A 15,520-nucleotide genomic window follows, 5' to 3' on the forward strand; every position below is an offset into this window, starting at 1 on the left:
GGAAAAACGAAAGTACCGTCAGGAGCAATGAGGCTCATGACGGTACTTTTTTTGATATAAAACGCTGAATTATAAGCGTTTTCTACGCCATAGGCCTCCAAAAACCGCGTGACGGTACTTTTCCGCAAGGAGGCCCTAAATGTTGACCGATGCAGCACTCAAGTCTTTGAAACCAAAAGCAAAAATGTACAAGGTATCTGATCGTGACGGCATGTATGTGCGCGTTGCACCGTCGGGCGCCATCTCGTTCAGGCTCGACTATCGGCTGAACGGCAGGCGGGAGACCGTCTACCTCGGTAGGTATGCCCGTGACGGGATATCGCTCGCCAGGGCTCGCGAGCTGTGCATCGACGCCCGTCGGGCGATCGCCGAGGGGCGGTCCCCTGCCATCGAAAAGCAGAGGGAGAAGCGCCGGATCAAGGAAGCAAAGAGCTTCGGCGAATTCGGCGAGAAGTGGCTGACCAATGCGACCATGGCCGACAGCACGCGAGCGATGCGCCGCTCTATCTTCGAGCGCGAACTCATGCCTGTCTGGCGAAACCGTCTCCTGACAGAAATCACACCCGACGACCTGCGCGCTCACTGCGGCAAGATCGTCGAACGGGGCGCGCCTGCGACCGCCATCCATGTTCGGGATATCCTGAAGCAGATCTATGGCTATGCCATTCTGCACGGCGAGAAGGTCGCCAACCCAGCCGATGATGTCGGTCCGGCCTCGATCGCCACCTTTACGCCAAAGGACCGTGCACTTTCGCCCACCGAGATCCGCATCATGTTCAGGCAGCTCGAGCATGTCGCGACGCTGCCGACGATCCGCCTTGGCATGAAACTTTTCCTCCTCACCATGGTCCGTAAGAGCGAATTGCAGGATGCAGTTTGGGACGAGATCGATTTCGATAACGCCGTCTGGACCATTCCGAAGGAGCGCATGAAGCGGTCGAAGCCGCACAACGTCTACCTGTGCCGGCAGACGTTAGACATCATGATCGCGCTCAAGACCTGCTCCGGCAACTCCCGATATCTGTTGCCGTCCCGGTACGATGCGGACGCGCCAATGTCTCGCGCGACCTTCAATCGGATCACCTACGCCGTCGTCGAGCGAGCCAAGAAGGAGGGGCTGCCGCTGGAGCCATTCACGGTCCATGATCTGCGGCGGACGGGCTCGACGCTGTTAAACGAGCTGGGCTTTAACAGCGACTGGATCGAAAAGTGCCTGGCGCACGAGGACGGGCGTTCGTCGCGCGGCGTCTATAACAAGGCCGAGTATGAGGTGCAGCGTCGGCATATGATGCAGCAGTGGGCGGATACCGTGGACGCCTGGATCGACGGCCGGAAGTATGCCCCCACGCTTTTGCCGCAAGCTATGCCCTTGATGGAATTGGATCCCGCCCTTTGACCGGGCGGGATTTGCGCTTGTTGACGTCAGGGTGCTGTGCTCGACGGATCGGGGCAGCCCGCCGTGCCATTAGCCACGCCTCGACCTCGGCCAGGTCCCAGACGATACAACGCGGCGAGAGCGCGAACCGACGGGGAAACTCGCCACGCTGCTCCATTTCATAAATAGTGCTGTCAGCCATCGGCACCATCTCCCGCAACTGCTGCCGCCGGATTGTTCTTCGAATTTGCGTAGTTTCGATCTTCTCCATGCTCAATCTCCTGCATTGCTGAGGCGATTGAGAATGATAGATGCTGATATTGGAAGCCCCTTCGAAACGCCGTACGGTGTTTTCGGGCTATAGCGTACACATCGGCGGGTTCTTCCTGACTGGCTAGGTGCAGCGTAGGTGCGAACAGGCGCTGATGGATAAGCTCGAAACGTGTAGGCCCGCTACGACGGGACGCATTCAGCAAACGTGACTCCCTTTAAAATCCGGTTCCGAAAGGAGTGTTGGTTCGCTTCCGACCATCCGCACCACCTTCTTTAGAGGTTCGACGGGGCCGAGGTAGATTGCTCGCCGGCTCCAGGTAATGGTCGTAGTTGCATCTTCGGAAAGGCCTCCCGATGGGGTTAGGCCGAGGCTGGGATCAGCCGGACGCCGAGCCGCTCCAGAAATAGGCGGCTGTCGTATTGCGCCCATTCCTCGATCAGAGTCCCGTCGGGTGCGTAGCCGAAGACGTTGTTGATGTTGAAAAACATCGGCTTACCGCTTGGTTGGATCGTTTCAACGGGCGAAGCCGTGAATGGCCTAGCGAAGATGCCCGAAAAGGTCGTGCGAGCGCCGAGATATTGTCGATCTTCGAAGATCTGCTGCCGGGTGACCGCAAAATCATCGAACGCCGCCCGGCAGGCCGCGAAGAAGTCCCAAAGCTCTTCGCGGGTCAACGCACCGCCGTCGGGACCGTAAAATCGGAAATCGGGGTGGAAGAATTTGCTCATTTCGGCCGCGTTCTCGCGAGCGATTCCGATCTCGCCAATCCGAATAAGCTCGCGTGCACGCTGCGACAGGGTGGGATCATCTGCTCTCAAATTGGTCTCGTTACCGACTGGCATGATCTGCTCCTTTTGGTTGACGGGCTCCCGCGATTGGGGCCGCCACGCAAACATGGACTTGTCGCATTGAAAGAAAAATACCAATAGTCGTGCACACCCTGTTCGAAGATTGCCACCTATGCCTGAACCTGACCTGAAAGCCCTCCGCATCGCCCTCTGCATTGCCGATACCGGCAACTTCCGCGAGGCGGCCAAACGGCTCGATCTCGCACCATCGACCCTTAGCCACGCAATGACGTCGCTCGAGAGAGGTCTTGGATTTCGCCTCTTCAATCGAACGACCAGAAGCGTTGCGGTAACGCCCGAAGGGGCAGCCTTTCTGGCGAAGATCGAGCCGTTCGTCTCCGGCCTGGGAGAGGCGCTTGCAGCACCGATCCGCGGAGACGACCACGTTCGGGGAGTACTTCGAATCAATGCGCCTTTGTCAGCAGGGCTCTATCTTCTCTCAGAGATCATCCCGGCGTTCGAACTGCGTCATCCGCTGGTCGAGCTCGAGCTTCATCATGAAGAACGGCTCATCGATGTCGTCGCGCAGGGATGCGATGCCGGCATCCGGCTGAGCAAGACTGTCCCGGGCGACATGATCGGCGTGCGGTTCGGCAAGCCTCTCCGCTGGATCGCCGTAGCCTCGCCCGACTACATCGAGCAACGCGGCCGCCCCGAGCATCCGAACGATCTCATGACTCACCGCTGCATACGCATCCGTATGCCCGACCGACGCCGGTACATGTGGGAGTTCTCCTGCGGCGACGACGAGCTCGAATTGGATGTGCCCGGGCAACTCACGCTCGACCGGATGGTCCTCATGGTTGAAGCCGCGCTAGCCGGGCTCGGCATTGCCTACGTCCTGAGAGACACAATCGAGGCGCGGCTCGCCGCTGGCGAGCTCGTCGACTTGTTCCCGGGGTGGACCGCCGAGGAAGAAGGGTACATGCTCTACTATCCTGGCCGCCGTAGCCCTCCACCGCAATTGACGGCTTTCATCAGGTTTCTGCGGTCATACGATGCGCATGCCGCGAGATCGTAATCGAAACCGTGAAGTCGTCGACGATTGGACGTAATTCCATTGGCCGCTCTTCGGCTTCAGATGATCGTTGATCTCCACCCAGTAGCCGTCTGGATTTCAGCGCCATGCAGCCATCGACCGGCAGTCCGGCGCGCGTGATGAGACTGCTTTCCTCACTGGCGAGGAATACCGCCCCCCAAAGCGACCTCGCCGGCCCGCCCCATGTGGCCGAGCGGCATCAGCATTGTCAGCGTCTCGCGCACCTCGGCGGCTGCGGCTGCTATAAGCTCAGACCTCGGGTTCTATCGATCCATCGTCCTGTGACTTAGACAACTGTCCTCACCGCCTAGGTGACGAGCTCATCAGCTCACAACCAGATGCTGGCTGATGTGGCCTCCGCGGAAGCATGGAAGTTGGCGCAATCCTTGTCGCAGCGGGCGCTATGGCGCTGAGGTGCTGATCTTGTGCCCGACTCGGAACACGGCAGGCTGAACCGTGCTGTCCTGACCTCCTTTTCTGCGATGAGTAATCAGCACCGCGCGTGCCCGCTACCGATGTATGAAGCCATTCCTCCCGATCGAGCTTGTGCTGGGCCTGTGGGCGTGAGACCGTGAAGATTCGCGAGTTACCGCCAATGGCATCGCCCTCGCATTATCTGACAAGGACGTGCCAAAAGTGTTTAATGGTGAAGATCGGCCACGGCGTTCATCGTGCCGTGGAGCGGGAGGCCGCTTAGGCTTTATAATGCTTGCTGGCGAAAGCAGTAGTTTTTTGCCTTCCAGGAGCGCCGCGTACTTTCCGCGAGACGCCGCTCGCGATTGACATCAGGTGCTTCAATGCTGGGTTCGAGTTCGTCGAGGACCATACCGCGCTCACGGGAAGGTCACCCTCCGGGCAAACCATTCGTTTGAAGACGACGCCGGGCCATTCGATCCCAAAGGTCGACTCGCTGGAGACGGTCAAGCCATATCCAATGGCCACAAGATTCATCAGGCTGTCGCGACCGACGTCATGCACGTCGATTGTTGGGCTGAAGCCGAGCCGCGCTAGCCGCTGTATGAGGTAGTCACGAACCTCCGGTCCCAGCCCGCCGCTGCTGACCACAAAACACTCGTTGCTAAAGTCAGCCCATATGAGATCGTCCCGCTCAGTCAAAGGGTGGGTATCAGGCAACCCAAGAAATACCCCTTCGGACCAAAGCACAACCGACTCATGCCCCGGGATTGAATATGTTCCTGTGATGAACACGATATCGACTTCACCGCTCGTCAGCCACTGGATATTCTCCTGTGAGGTTCCTTCGCGTATGTGTACCTTGATGCTTGGATAACTCTGATGGAACTGACGAAATATGCGGTTGAAATGGTCAGCTGCTAGTGCGGTCAACATTGCGATCCTGATCTCGCCGCGATCGCCGCGCTGTGTAGACACTGCAAACCTGATCGCCTGCTCGAAATGCCCCACGCCCATGGCTGCTTGCTTCAAAAACTCAGAACCGACTTTGGTCACTCGGACACCGTGATAATTCCGCTCAAAAAGACTAAAGCCGATTTTGTGCTCCAGAATTGAAATACGTCGGCTGACAGTGGACTGTGGCACGCCGAGAACCTGAGCGACGCGGCGAAAGCTCCCGTACTCGGCAGCGACCATCGCGTAACGAAGGTACCGAAGGTCGAGAGACATATCTGGCATGCGTTCCGGCCTCCTTGATACTGCTCGTGTTCGCCGTGGGTCTCTTTGGCCGGTTTATCGTCCACCTGCCACGCACTGAGCGGGCTGTTCCCAGGAATGGGTTCGGTCTCAGAGGAATGCATCGCGCAATCCTCTGAGATGATCAGGTAGGGGTTCAATACAGACGACCGATAGTCGAGCTCTTCGCCTTTGAACTGGCGATCCATCGAGACCAGTTGCCCGAACGGCTGGGATTTCCAGTTGTACGAATTTGGCAGACGCGTCGCCTTTCAGTCTCGCCCGCAAAGTGAGACCGAAATCGATCCTTGCGATGATCCTTGCATTCCTCCCACAAGAGCGCTTAGCCGTGACCTGCAGCTTCCAGAATAAGCTCGCTGACTTCGCGCGGGCGCGAGATTATCGAAAGGTGACTGGCGGGCAGTTCTATCGTCTGTGCTCCCATCCTCTTGGCCAGATATCTCTGCAACTCCGGGTTGATGGTACGGTCCTCGGCCGATACCGCATAATAGGCAGGTTTCGACCGCCAGGCTGCATCTGTGACTCGTCCTTCGAGCAAGGTTTTTTGGAAAGGATACTGCGATGCATAAAGAACCTTCGCCCTCGCGGGAGGGACGTCGCCGGCGAAATCACGCAAGAACGCTTCTTCAGAGAGCCTGCCTTCATCACCATCATAGACGATGCCTGCGGTGGCGGGAGGAGTGGGGTAATTTTTGGCAAGCGCTGCAAAGTCTTCGTTCGCATCGGGTGCGCGAGCGGCGATATAGACAACGGCCGAGACATTCTGATGCATCCCGGCCTGGGTGACGATCATTCCACCGAATGAATGACCGACCAAGACCGTTGGACCGTCCTGGCGGGCGAGCACGCGTTCTGCGGCTGCAACCGATTGAGGCAGGGTCGTCAGGGGGTTTTGGACGGAAGTGACGTTGAGCCCCTTCGGCTGCAAGAGGGATATGACATCGTTCCAACAAGAGCCATCGGCAAAGAGGCCGTGAACGAATACAATATTCCGGGCCTTAGGCGGACGACCTAATGCGGGAGCTGCCATGCCCTTCGTCATAATGAGGGTAGCCGCCACTCCTCCGATGAAAGTAGCCGAGAATGCGCGCCGGTTCATTACCATTTTCGATTTCCTTTCCAAGCGTAGGTTAGTGTCGCTTCCGGGATGATTCTTCAGAGCTCCGAACGAGGCCGCAGGAACCAGTCGAAATGTTTTGCTATCAACGGGCTCACAACAAAGACAATAAGACCTACTGTGACGGGCGTCAGAACCAGTGTTCGATGCCACAATGCCCAGTTGTCGGCTAACGGACTCAACATATATAGTAGGAGTGTCACGATAGGATAAACGAATACAATCATGATGATTGTCATTCTGATCTTGGACGGCTTGATGGGAACGGCAGTAGTGTCGTCCTGTGCCTTTATATTCTTCGATTTGCAGATCATAGCTCTCAATTTGCCAAGATAACCAGGTCTTAGTATTCGGCGCTCGGCCGCTGGCGAAAATTCTTGTACCAGACGTCAAGGCGCGGATGAGTCGAGCCGAAGGGTTGGTCGAACCTCTCTCGGCATGTTTGAAAAATTGAAAATACTGTGCAGTCCGCGATCGTAGGTCGGTTTCCTGCAAGGAACTCGTTATCGCCGATCGTCGTCTCCAGAACATTCAATATTTCGGTGATGTATCCAAAGAGTTTGGAAGCGACCTCCAGTGAAGGCGACGGCTCCTTGGCAGGAAATGATTGGGTGACATTCCAAAGCCAAAGTTGAGCCCTAACCACCAGATCGGTTCCCAGGCGCTCGAGCGAACGTATTTTCGCGCGAGAAATGGCGTCCGTCCCGATCATTGGCTTGTCGGGATAGAGTTCCTCCAGATACTCGACAATGGCGGCCGAGTCTGTGATCGGCACACCCTCGTCCGTGACGAGGGTCGGAGCACGTCCGCTCAGATTGATCGCGAGGTACTCGCGCGATTTGTGCTCTCCGCTCGCGTAATCAAGTTCATATCGCGGAACGTCGATGCCCTTTTCGTTCAGGTAGATGATTACGCGCCGCGGGTTCGTCCCCTTTTGAAACTGGTAGAGTAGCATTCCATCCAACCTTCCGACTTTCGGAATTTCGTTACTAGCCATGTCCAAGAGCCTACCGACAAGTTATCGTGTTACAATGTGTTTTTTATGCTATTACTAATGTAATGCGTTGAGAGGAGAGAAATGGCGTCTGATCGTTTAACGCGCGTTCCCGCCAGAGAGGCGCTTGCGGATTTCATCCGCAAATGCCGAGAACGCATTTCGCCTGAATCGCTTGGGTTGCCGCAGGTGCGCCGTCGGCGAACCAGAGGCCTTCGCCGCGAAGAAGTCGCCGCGCTGGCAGGTGTCGGTTTGACGTGGTATACTTGGTTTGAGCAGGGACGCGACATAGCGGTATCGGATGATTTCCTGCATCGATTGGCGCGAGGACTTCGGCTCGACCGAGCCGAAAGGGAGCATCTTTTTGCACTAGCCGGCCGCGAGACATTCGTGGATGGAACTGAAAGTGCTGAACTTCCTCAGTCGCTCGTAAGAATGATCAATGCTCTCGATCAAGCCGCCTACATCATGAACAATTCCTGGGATATCCTTGCGCATAATGAGGCGGCCAGTCTTTTGTTCGAAGACTTTAAATTGCCGCGAGCGAATATGCTTCGCATTGTCTTCTTTTCCGAGCATTACCGGCAAAGGATTCAAGACTGGCAGTTCGCCGCGAGGCTTGTCCTGCTCAAGGCACGCCACGACTATCTGACGGGCGGGAAGAGCCCAATTTTGGGCTCCATCCTCAACGAGGTTCTTCAAGCCGTTCAGCAAACCAAGGAATGGTGGGATGATGCCGAAATCTACCGGATCGGCGATACCGACATCACGCTTCGCGATGGACAGGACAGTTGGCAAAGCTATCGCATCAATATCCTCGTCTCTGAGGACAGGCCCGGACTGCGCGTCGCCTTCTACGATGCAAAAGCCATAGCTTGAGCGGACAATTCGGATACGTAAATTTCTTCTTCCGGCGCGCTTACTGGTTAGGAGGGGCCTGCGCGACAGGGAAATTCACTGTGCTAACCGCAAGCGCCGGGATGTTCACGCCTGCGCGGTCGGGCGAATGACGATATCGCCGACATCGACATGAGCGGGCTGTTCTATTGCGAAAGCGATAGCTCGCCCGATCGCGTCGGGGCTGATCGCCATCTCGTCCATGCTAGCGGCGATTTCGGCTTTGATCGTATCGTTCGTCATCGAGTCCGTGAAGTTCGTCTTGATGAATCCGGGTGAAACATTGGTGACTCGCAGATTTGGCCCGGCTTCCTGACGCAGACCCTCGGCAATGGTGCGCATTGCATTCTTGGTGCCTGCATAGACGGCCATGGTGGGGCTGATAGTGATGCCTGCCGTCGACAAGGTGTTGACGATATGGCCGAAACCTTGGCGGCGAAAGACGGGCAAGGCGGCGGCAATGCCGTAGAGCGGTCCCTTGATATTGACGTCAATCATCTCTTCCCAATCCTCGACGCGCAACTCGTCCATCAATGAGATGGGTCCTATGCCTGCATTGTTGATGAGAACGTCCAGTTTCCCGAAAGTGTTGGAGGCCAGTGCCACAAGGGCTTCAAGATCAGATCGCTTTTTGACGTCTAGAGACAGATGGGCTGCTTCACCACCATTATTGGCAATCTTCTTCGCAAGCGCCTCCAAGCGTTCTTGCCGCCTAGCGCCGAGCACGAGCCTCGCACCGCGCTCTGACAGTATCAGCGCGGTCGCCTCTCCTATACCGCTGCTTGCGCCCGTGATGGCGATCACCTTGTCCTTGATCGATGACATCTGCTGCTCCTTGGCTTTTGCCCAAGGATTGCACGGACTAGAAGGAGTATATATGCTGAATGCTCCTCTTTTTCGTCGCGATCGTCCAGAACATCATGATCGATCCCCTGTCCGACATGTTTTCGCTCGTCGAGATAGAGAGCGCAAGATGCACGCGGTTCGAAGTCGGAGGCAGGTGGGCATTTCGCTTTCCGCCAAAGCCGGCGTTGAAATTCGTTGCCGTGCTAAGGGGCCGATGCTGGATAATTCTGCCGGGCGAAGCGCCGTTCGCGCTGGAAGCCGGTGACACCTTTCTGCTTGCAAACGCGCCCGCCTACGTAATCGCAAACGATCTTGCCAGCGAACCGGAGGACGGCCTCGCCTTCTTTGATTGGGAACACTCAAACATTGCTAGGTATGGCGGTTGCGAGACCGCATTAATTGGCGGCACCTTCTACCTATCGGGCGACAACGCCCAGTTGCTTGAGGCGCTTCCTCCATTTATCCACATCCCGAATAACGATCGCGCCGCCGGAGTCCTCAGCATGACGCTCGCGACCCTCGACGACGAACTGGGGGCAGGCTCCATCGGTTCGACGCTGATGACGCGGCGATTGGGCGATATTCTGCTGATACAGGCCTTGCGCGCCTATGTCGGTCGTGTCGGCTCCGACAATGCTGGTTGGATCGGGGCGCTCGGCAACCCTCGTATAGGGATGGCGATTAGCATGATCCACAATGCTCCCGGCCACCGCTGGACGGTCGGTGAGCTTTCCAGCCGCAGCGGTATGTCACGTTCGGCCTTCGCAAAGTATTTTCGTGATCTGGTTGGCATTCCGCCGCTCGACTACGTCACCAGATGGCGAATGCAAATCGCGCGCGAGGCACTTCGACGACGAGGAGCAACTGTAGCAAGCCTAGCCTCTAGCCTCGGCTATTCATCCGAAAGCGCTTTCGGCAACGCTTTCAAGCGCGTATTCGGCCGGCCCCCTAAACGCTATTGGCGCTTCGAAGCGTACGAACCGACACCGTCCAACCAGGAGCCTAAAGTGTAGTTAGTGTATGCCGCCTCTATTGCTGGCCGTCCGGTCTGTCGCAATCTCTGGTAAGGTACTCGGCCGAGCGGTGCTCCTTGTTCTCGTAGTCGAGTTCGTAGCGCGGAACATCGAGGCCTTTTCACGGAGAGATAGATCATCACGCGGCGCGGATTGGTGCCCTTGCGGAACAGGTAGAGCAGCATGACGACTCTCCGGCGGTCAGATCTGGGACGCAGGCGTACCGGCCCGCAGCGGTGCGAAGATGTGTTTTTCAGCGAGCTCGGGCGTCCACTGGACGTATTCGACCACGCTGCCGTCAGCGTGTTGCATGTACATCATGCGTCCGGTGGGGACATCCTCGATGTCGCGCACAACAGATGCGCCGTTCGCCAAGAGCTTGCTCTTAGCGTCGTCGATGTTCTCCACGATCCAGGGGCCGAGGCTGCCGCGGATCGGTTCCAATTCGTCGTCAGTTCCGCCGACCGCAAGCACGTCGCCAATGCCAACGAGCGTCCAGGGATCGAAGTCGAGCCTGAAATGTGGCTCGGTGCCATGCACGGCCTTGAGTGTTGCCACGGTGCCTTCGAGGTCTGTCGTGAAGATGCGGGTGTAGGTTTTGAAGATCATGGCGTTGCCTTTCTGCTGGTGGTTATGGTCGAGAAGCCCGCCAATTCGCGGTTGAACCGAGCGGCGTCCTCGTAGAAGGGTGAGTGACCGCCCTCTGGGTAGATCGAAAGGTTCGACCTAGGGTTCACGGCGAGCATGCGACGCGACATGTCCGGGAGCACGAGCGCGTCGCGTGCGCCATGGGTCAGCAGGATGCGCGGAACGTGCGCGAAGCCTTCATCCAGCCCGTTTGCCTCGATCTTTCCCAAACCCAGATGAACAGCCCGAGGGACCATGCCGTTGTAGGCGAGCATGCGATCAAGGTCGTTCTTATGCGGGGGGGTGGCGAAGCACAGCGATAGGAAGCGAGCGATCGCTTCCGACCGTATGTCCAACTCCGGTGAGGCAAGGCGGGCGCCCCAATATCCGGACTCCTCGGTGCGGAACTGCGGATCGAAAGACGTAACCGCATCGACGAGGTTGATGCCAGCCACGGCCCCGGCGCCATGGCGCCGCAGATAATGCCCGATCACCAGGCCGCCGAAAGACCAGCCGACGAGCACGACACGTTCCGAACCGGTTTGCTCGATCACGGCCGCGAGATCGTCGGCCCAGCGAGCGCCATCAGCATAGGCCTCGGGTTCAGCCGGCTTGTCGGAGTCGCCATGCCCCCGCAGATCGAACGTGATCAGGTGGTAGTACGCCAAATCCGAGACGATCTGCCGGTCCCACGAGAGTCGACTCTGGCTGAGCCCGTGGACGAAGATGATAGAGAGAGCCGACGCCGCGCCATAGCTCATGGCGGACAGGGTGAGGCCATCCTTGGTCTGGATGCCGATCGGTCGGCCGACTGGCTGCGCCGGGCCAGCGGCGAGGCCAGCAGCCGGGATCAGCGTGCTGATCGCCGCAACCGACATGGAGCCTGCCAGAAGTTCACGTCTCGAGACCATTTGGACGCCCTTGTGTTGTTTAGTGATCGCTATATACATATGCTAAGAACGGAATTCAGCAAGGGTAAATTTTAGTGACCAGTAAAAAAGGTAAGGGTGGTTCCGGCGGTCGACCCGCCGGCTTTGAACGTGAAGCTGCGGTGCGGACCGCCTTGGACCTGTTCTGGGCTCGCGGCTTTGAGGGCGTCTCAATCGCCGACCTGACGGCGGCGATTGGCGTAGCCCCACCGAGCCTCTATCATGCGTTCGGCAGCAAGGCCGGCCTGTTCGAGGAAGTAGTGACGCTCTATCAACGCGGTGAAGCAGGCCTTGACCTGGAGAAGCTGGCGGGCGCCGCGACGCTTAACGAGTGGGCTCGCGGCTTGTTGGAAGCGGCCGCAGAAAACGTCACCAAGAGCGGCAGGGCGTGTCTGATCTCGAGCGGGATGATCGTGTCCCATCCTGACAATCGAGAGGTGGCCCAAACGCTGGCCGATCGCCGGGTAGCGTTCCGGCAGGCCATCGAGAAGAACCTCCGCCGTTGGTTGCCGGCAGCGGACACCCAGGAACTCGCTCGCTATCTGGCCACGGTCCTGCAGGGCCTTTCCATACAGGCGAGAGACGGCGCGACAATGGAGGAGCTTCGCCCCACGGTCGAGTTGGCCCTCTCAACGGTGGCCCAGCAGGAAGCGCGCGCGAGGACGGCGTTGGCCTAGCCGCCCGAGGGCTGGTGAGCGTCGTCGCGCGCGAGCAAGACCCATGACGACATGGCCTGGATCAAACGAGTCGATGGCGTTTGGCGTCTCGCGCAGATACTCTCTGGTCAATGGAGCGCCTCCGTTGTCAAGCAGTTATGTCTGCCGCGCCGACCTGATGAAGTCGAGGAAAGCGCGCAGCGGCGGCGGTACGAGCCGTCGGCCCGAGTAGTAGAGAAACGGCCCGGGAAAAGGGGTCCACCACTCGGGGAGGACGGGGACAAGGCGTCCAGCCTCGATGTGGGGCCGCAGCCAGTCCTCAAACAGCCCGATGATGCCGACACCAGCGATCGCGACGTCCACCGCAAGATCCATCGCGCCGCTGATGCTGACCGTAAGCGGACCCTTCGGTTCGATCCGAACTACCTCGTCGCCGCAATCGAGCTCCCACGGGCTGAACAGCGTTCCGTTACCGAACCGGCCGAGCAGGCATCGGTGTTGCAGCAGATCGCTGGGGCGCTCCGGCATCCCCGCTGCCGCAAGGTAGTCTGGCGCCGCGGCCATCGCGAACCGCTGGGTACGCGGCCCGATCGGGACCGCAATCATGTCCTGTTCCAGCTTTTCATCATAGCGGATTCCGGCATCGGCGCCGGCCGCGAGTACGTCGACAACGGTGTCTTCGGCGACGACCTCGACCTGAATGTCGGGGTAGAGGGCGAGGAACTCAGGAAGGAGGGACGGGAGGACGAGGCGTGCAACGCCCACCGGCACGTTGAGCCGAAGGGTACCCGCTGGCGTGTCGCGCAGGGCATTGAGGCCGGCAAGCGCGGCGTTCACTTGCGTGAGAAGCGGAGCGAGTTGCTCGACCAAGCGGCCGCCCGCTTCCGTCGGAGAGACGCTGCGCGTGGTGCGGTGAAGCAGGCGTACTCCCAAACGATCCTCCAGTCGGCGCACAGTCTCGCTGAGCGTCGTCGGGCTGACGCCGAGCGCACGTCCTGCTTCTCGAAAGCCGCGCGCATTCGCGACGGCGACGAAAGCGGTGAGATCGTCGACATTAGCAGCCATTGTCCAGTTATCCGTACAGCCTGTGTAGACTATGCCGGATTATCACCATGATCGGCAAGGGCTATCTCTGAAGTCATCAGCAACCCGCCAAACAAGCTTAGCTCTGAAAGGACAGTATTATGACTCAGACAAACGAAACCTCAGCAGCACACCCGACCCGCGCGGAGCTCGTCGCCGGCCTCGTCTCCGCTATGCAGAACCCGCCGCGTTCGCCGATCCTGCGTTCGCCGGCGGATGACGGCATCGCGTTCGAAGACATCTACTTCCCTGCCGCGGACGGCATCACGATCGAGGGCTGGTTCATCCCAGGCGACAACGACAAGCTGATTATCGCCAACCATCCGATCTGGGCCAATCGCTACGGCTTCCCAGGGCACCTGAAGCCTTACAGCGACGCCTGGGAGGCGAGCGGCAACAACATCGAAGTCAATTTTATGCCGGACTACAAGCACCTGCACGAGGCCGGCTACAACATTCTCGCCTATGACCTGCGCAACTTCGGCCAGAGCGCGGCTGGCAGTGGCGGGGTCATCGGCAACGGCATTCGCGAATACCGCGATGTCATTGGCTCGCTCCGCTACGTTCGCTCGCGATCGGACCTCAAAAATCTGAAGCTCGGGCTGCTCAGCCGCTGCTGCGGCATGAACGCGACCATGGTCGCCATGTCGAAGCATCGCGAGGAGTTCGACGACGTGCGGGCGATCGTCGCGCCACAGCCGATCTCGCTCAGTTCCTTCTACCGCACGATCCTTGGCCACATGGGCATGCCGGACGCCCTGCCGGAGGTCGCCGACGCTCTGCGCCGTGCGACCAGCATGGAGCTGAAGGACATGGACATGCCGCAGTATGCATCCGCGGTGGATGTCCCGACGCTGCTACTTCAGGTCCGCGACGACACGCTGACGACGCCGGCTGATGTGCAGGCGATGTTTGACGCCATGCCGACCGACCAGAAGGACTTGATCTGGATCGACGGCACGAACCGGCGCTTCGACGGCTACAACTACCTGCCCAACAATCCCAAGCCCATGCTCGACTGGTTCGGTCGCTTCATCAACTGACGAACAGGGCGGGTCCGGCTGCGACCCGCCCGCCCAACTATAATTGGAGGACATCATGTCCGAAGTCGAAAACACGCTCACAGTCGTACTCTGGGAAGCCAAGGCGAAGCCCGGGCGCGAGGCTGAAATGAAGGCGTTCCTAACCAGCGCGGTGACACCGTCACGCCACGATGTAGGCTGCTTCGATTACGAACCGCACGAGGTGAAGGACGATCGCGTAGCAGAGCAGACTGTGCTATGAGCTTCGTGACAGTACTTTCTTGGTTCGCTGTGAGAGCCATCCATGCGGTCGAAAATGGGTCTCAAGAGACGATCGACCTCGATAGATACCGAAACCACACAAAAAAATTTTCAAAAGAATTTCCCTTTAGAATCAAAATCATAGGATTTTGACGGCCTGTGTCTCGGCGCTGGGGCCTGGAATGAAGATTTTATGCAGCAAAATCAGTCACTTGTGGAATGAAAAATATTAGAGTGGGAGTGATCTGCGGTCAGGCCGTCAGTTCGGCATCCCAGTAAAGATAGTCCATCCAGCTTTCGTGCAGGAAGTTGGGTGGAAAGCGCCGCCCGACGGCGTGCATCTCCTCGGGCGTGGGGCGGCGGGGGGCGCGGCGCAGGCGCATGCCGGAATTGCGCAGCGACTTGTTCGCCTTTTTCAGGTTGCATGGCGAGCAGGCCGCGACCACGTTTTCCCAGCTGGTGATCCCCCCGCGCGAGCGCGGCACCACATGGTCAAAGGTCAACTCGCCTTTGGCGCCGCAGTACTGGCAGCGGAATTCGTCCCGCAGAAAAAGATTGAAGCGCGTGAATGCCACGCGCTTCTGGGGTTTGATGAAATCCTTCAGGACGACGACCGAGGGGATGCGTATGCTCTCCCGTTGGCTTCGCACCACCTCGTCATATTCGGCGATGATCTGGACCCGGTCCAGAAACACGGCCTTGATCGCCTCTTGCCAGGGCCAAAGCGACAGCGGGTAGTAACTGAGCGGCCGGAAATCGGCGTTCAGCACCAGCGCGGGGTGGTGGCGCAGGGCCGACGGCTCGCGCACGAATTGGGTTCGAAAATCACCGTGGTTGTCCAGCATCGGCCCTCTGCCTCGTCTGCCAG

The 15,520-nt window shown here is 58.6% G+C and carries 17 protein-coding genes; 7 read left to right on the top strand and 10 right to left on the bottom strand.

All coding sequences use genetic code 11. The annotated features are described in order from the left end of the window. Positions 1-139: 139 nt before the first annotated feature. Complete coding sequence (locus BU28_RS0108195) at positions 140-1,396, top strand: tyrosine-type recombinase/integrase (protein ID WP_028719042.1); 1,257 nt, start codon at positions 140-142, stop codon at positions 1,394-1,396. On the opposite strand, the gene BU28_RS24575 is transcribed toward BU28_RS0108195, so the two are convergent. Both BU28_RS24575 and BU28_RS22420 read right to left on the bottom strand, forming a co-directional pair. Beyond that, positions 1,362-1,646 carry a helix-turn-helix transcriptional regulator gene (locus BU28_RS24575; RefSeq protein WP_080622523.1) on the bottom strand — a complete coding sequence of 95 codons (285 nt, stop codon included), beginning with the start codon at positions 1,644-1,646 and terminating at the stop codon, positions 1,362-1,364. The two genes, BU28_RS0108195 and BU28_RS24575, sit on opposite strands and share 35 nt — an antisense overlap. Positions 1,647-2,008: 362 nt before the next feature. Then, a complete protein-coding gene (locus BU28_RS22420; protein ID WP_158212779.1) occupies positions 2,009-2,491 on the bottom strand; it encodes an ester cyclase in 483 nt (160 codons plus the stop codon). Positions 2,492-2,609: 118 nt separating this feature from the next. On the opposite strand from BU28_RS22420, the gene BU28_RS0108205 reads away from it, so the two are divergent. Beyond that, positions 2,610-3,518, top strand: a complete 909-nt coding sequence (locus tag BU28_RS0108205) for a LysR family transcriptional regulator (RefSeq protein WP_051578041.1) — start codon at positions 2,610-2,612, stop codon at positions 3,516-3,518. Between the two features lie 711 nt (positions 3,519-4,229). On the opposite strand, the gene BU28_RS22425 is transcribed toward BU28_RS0108205, so the two are convergent. The 3 genes from BU28_RS22425 to BU28_RS0108225 form a co-directional block, all read right to left on the bottom strand. After that, positions 4,230-5,189, bottom strand: coding sequence for a LysR family transcriptional regulator (locus BU28_RS22425; RefSeq protein ID WP_051578042.1), 960 nt, complete (start codon positions 5,187-5,189; stop codon positions 4,230-4,232). Positions 5,190-5,529: 340 nt separating this feature from the next. Then, positions 5,530-6,312, bottom strand: coding sequence for an alpha/beta fold hydrolase (locus BU28_RS0108215; protein WP_028719044.1), 783 nt, complete (start codon positions 6,310-6,312; stop codon positions 5,530-5,532). A gap of 355 nt (positions 6,313-6,667) precedes the next feature. Then, positions 6,668-7,321 (bottom strand): glutathione S-transferase family protein, encoded by a 654-nt coding sequence (locus BU28_RS0108225; RefSeq protein ID WP_198944941.1) that lies wholly within the window; start codon positions 7,319-7,321, stop codon positions 6,668-6,670. Between the two features lie 81 nt (positions 7,322-7,402). Between BU28_RS0108225 and BU28_RS24585 the strand changes: the two genes are divergently transcribed. Next, positions 7,403-8,197 carry an MmyB family transcriptional regulator gene (locus BU28_RS24585; RefSeq protein WP_081791319.1) on the top strand — a complete coding sequence of 265 codons (795 nt, stop codon included), beginning with the start codon at positions 7,403-7,405 and terminating at the stop codon, positions 8,195-8,197. A 105-nt stretch (positions 8,198-8,302) separates the two neighbouring features. On the opposite strand, the gene BU28_RS0108235 is transcribed toward BU28_RS24585, so the two are convergent. Further along, positions 8,303-9,040: an SDR family oxidoreductase gene (locus BU28_RS0108235; protein ID WP_028719046.1), complete on the bottom strand. Its 738-nt coding sequence runs from the start codon at positions 9,038-9,040 to the stop codon at positions 8,303-8,305. 59 nt (positions 9,041-9,099) lie between these two features. On the opposite strand from BU28_RS0108235, the gene BU28_RS22435 reads away from it, so the two are divergent. Continuing rightward, positions 9,100-10,074 (top strand): AraC family transcriptional regulator, encoded by a 975-nt coding sequence (locus BU28_RS22435; RefSeq protein ID WP_198944940.1) that lies wholly within the window; start codon positions 9,100-9,102, stop codon positions 10,072-10,074. A gap of 201 nt (positions 10,075-10,275) precedes the next feature. On the opposite strand, the gene BU28_RS0108245 is transcribed toward BU28_RS22435, so the two are convergent. Together BU28_RS0108245 and BU28_RS0108250 are read right to left on the bottom strand one after the other, a co-directional pair. Then, positions 10,276-10,683: a VOC family protein gene (locus BU28_RS0108245; protein WP_028719047.1), complete on the bottom strand. Its 408-nt coding sequence runs from the start codon at positions 10,681-10,683 to the stop codon at positions 10,276-10,278. Then, a complete protein-coding gene (locus BU28_RS0108250; protein WP_036762407.1) occupies positions 10,680-11,612 on the bottom strand; it encodes an alpha/beta fold hydrolase in 933 nt (310 codons plus the stop codon). Before BU28_RS0108250 ends, BU28_RS0108245 begins: the two co-directional genes overlap by 4 nt. A gap of 74 nt (positions 11,613-11,686) precedes the next feature. On the opposite strand from BU28_RS0108250, the gene BU28_RS0108255 reads away from it, so the two are divergent. Continuing rightward, positions 11,687-12,307, top strand: a complete 621-nt coding sequence (locus BU28_RS0108255; protein WP_028719049.1) for a TetR/AcrR family transcriptional regulator — start codon at positions 11,687-11,689, stop codon at positions 12,305-12,307. A 135-nt stretch (positions 12,308-12,442) separates the two neighbouring features. Here BU28_RS0108255 and BU28_RS0108260 read toward each other — a convergent pair whose 3' ends face one another. After that, on the bottom strand, positions 12,443-13,351 hold the full coding sequence (locus tag BU28_RS0108260; RefSeq protein ID WP_028719050.1) for a LysR family transcriptional regulator: 909 nt from the start codon (positions 13,349-13,351) through the stop codon (positions 12,443-12,445). Between the two features lie 119 nt (positions 13,352-13,470). On the opposite strand from BU28_RS0108260, the gene BU28_RS22440 reads away from it, so the two are divergent. Together BU28_RS22440 and BU28_RS22445 are read left to right on the top strand one after the other, a co-directional pair. Further along, positions 13,471-14,412: an alpha/beta hydrolase family protein gene (locus BU28_RS22440; protein WP_155992527.1), complete on the top strand. Its 942-nt coding sequence runs from the start codon at positions 13,471-13,473 to the stop codon at positions 14,410-14,412. A gap of 55 nt (positions 14,413-14,467) precedes the next feature. Further along, complete coding sequence (locus BU28_RS22445; RefSeq protein ID WP_198944939.1) at positions 14,468-14,653, top strand: putative quinol monooxygenase; 186 nt, start codon at positions 14,468-14,470, stop codon at positions 14,651-14,653. Between the two features lie 250 nt (positions 14,654-14,903). Here the strand turns inward: BU28_RS22445 and BU28_RS0108275 are convergent, their stop codons facing one another. Next, the gene (locus BU28_RS0108275) at positions 14,904-15,497 is read right to left on the bottom strand and encodes an HNH endonuclease (RefSeq protein WP_028719051.1); all 594 of its coding nucleotides are present in this window, start codon (positions 15,495-15,497) and stop codon (positions 14,904-14,906) included. Positions 15,498-15,520 lie beyond the last annotated feature (23 nt).

Origin of the sequence: Paracoccus yeei ATCC BAA-599, from assembly GCF_000622145.1 — a bacterium.
In the GTDB taxonomy this organism is placed as follows: domain Bacteria; phylum Pseudomonadota; class Alphaproteobacteria; order Rhodobacterales; family Rhodobacteraceae; genus Paracoccus; species Paracoccus yeei.

What these genes read in the sequence shown, in the direction of transcription:
- BU28_RS0108195 (WP_028719042.1), top strand. Translation starts at nt 140, where the DNA reads ATGTTGACCGATGCAGCACTCAAGTCTTTGAAACCAAAAGCAAAAATG.
- BU28_RS24575 (WP_080622523.1), bottom strand. Translation starts at nt 1,646, where the DNA reads ATGGAGAAGATCGAAACTACGCAAATTCGAAGAACAATCCGGCGGCAG.
- BU28_RS22420 (WP_158212779.1), bottom strand. Translation starts at nt 2,491, where the DNA reads ATGCCAGTCGGTAACGAGACCAATTTGAGAGCAGATGATCCCACCCTG.
- BU28_RS0108205 (WP_051578041.1), top strand. Translation starts at nt 2,610, where the DNA reads ATGCCTGAACCTGACCTGAAAGCCCTCCGCATCGCCCTCTGCATTGCC.
- BU28_RS22425 (WP_051578042.1), bottom strand. Translation starts at nt 5,189, where the DNA reads ATGCCAGATATGTCTCTCGACCTTCGGTACCTTCGTTACGCGATGGTC.
- BU28_RS0108215 (WP_028719044.1), bottom strand. Translation starts at nt 6,312, where the DNA reads ATGGTAATGAACCGGCGCGCATTCTCGGCTACTTTCATCGGAGGAGTG.
- BU28_RS0108225 (WP_198944941.1), bottom strand. Translation starts at nt 7,321, where the DNA reads ATGGCTAGTAACGAAATTCCGAAAGTCGGAAGGTTGGATGGAATGCTA.
- BU28_RS24585 (WP_081791319.1), top strand. Translation starts at nt 7,403, where the DNA reads ATGGCGTCTGATCGTTTAACGCGCGTTCCCGCCAGAGAGGCGCTTGCG.
- BU28_RS0108235 (WP_028719046.1), bottom strand. Translation starts at nt 9,040, where the DNA reads ATGTCATCGATCAAGGACAAGGTGATCGCCATCACGGGCGCAAGCAGC.
- BU28_RS22435 (WP_198944940.1), top strand. Translation starts at nt 9,100, where the DNA reads ATGCTCCTCTTTTTCGTCGCGATCGTCCAGAACATCATGATCGATCCC.
- BU28_RS0108245 (WP_028719047.1), bottom strand. Translation starts at nt 10,683, where the DNA reads ATGATCTTCAAAACCTACACCCGCATCTTCACGACAGACCTCGAAGGC.
- BU28_RS0108250 (WP_036762407.1), bottom strand. Translation starts at nt 11,612, where the DNA reads ATGGTCTCGAGACGTGAACTTCTGGCAGGCTCCATGTCGGTTGCGGCG.
- BU28_RS0108260 (WP_028719050.1), bottom strand. Translation starts at nt 13,351, where the DNA reads ATGGCTGCTAATGTCGACGATCTCACCGCTTTCGTCGCCGTCGCGAAT.
- BU28_RS22440 (WP_155992527.1), top strand. Translation starts at nt 13,471, where the DNA reads ATGACTCAGACAAACGAAACCTCAGCAGCACACCCGACCCGCGCGGAG.
- BU28_RS22445 (WP_198944939.1), top strand. Translation starts at nt 14,468, where the DNA reads ATGTCCGAAGTCGAAAACACGCTCACAGTCGTACTCTGGGAAGCCAAG.
- BU28_RS0108275 (WP_028719051.1), bottom strand. Translation starts at nt 15,497, where the DNA reads ATGCTGGACAACCACGGTGATTTTCGAACCCAATTCGTGCGCGAGCCG.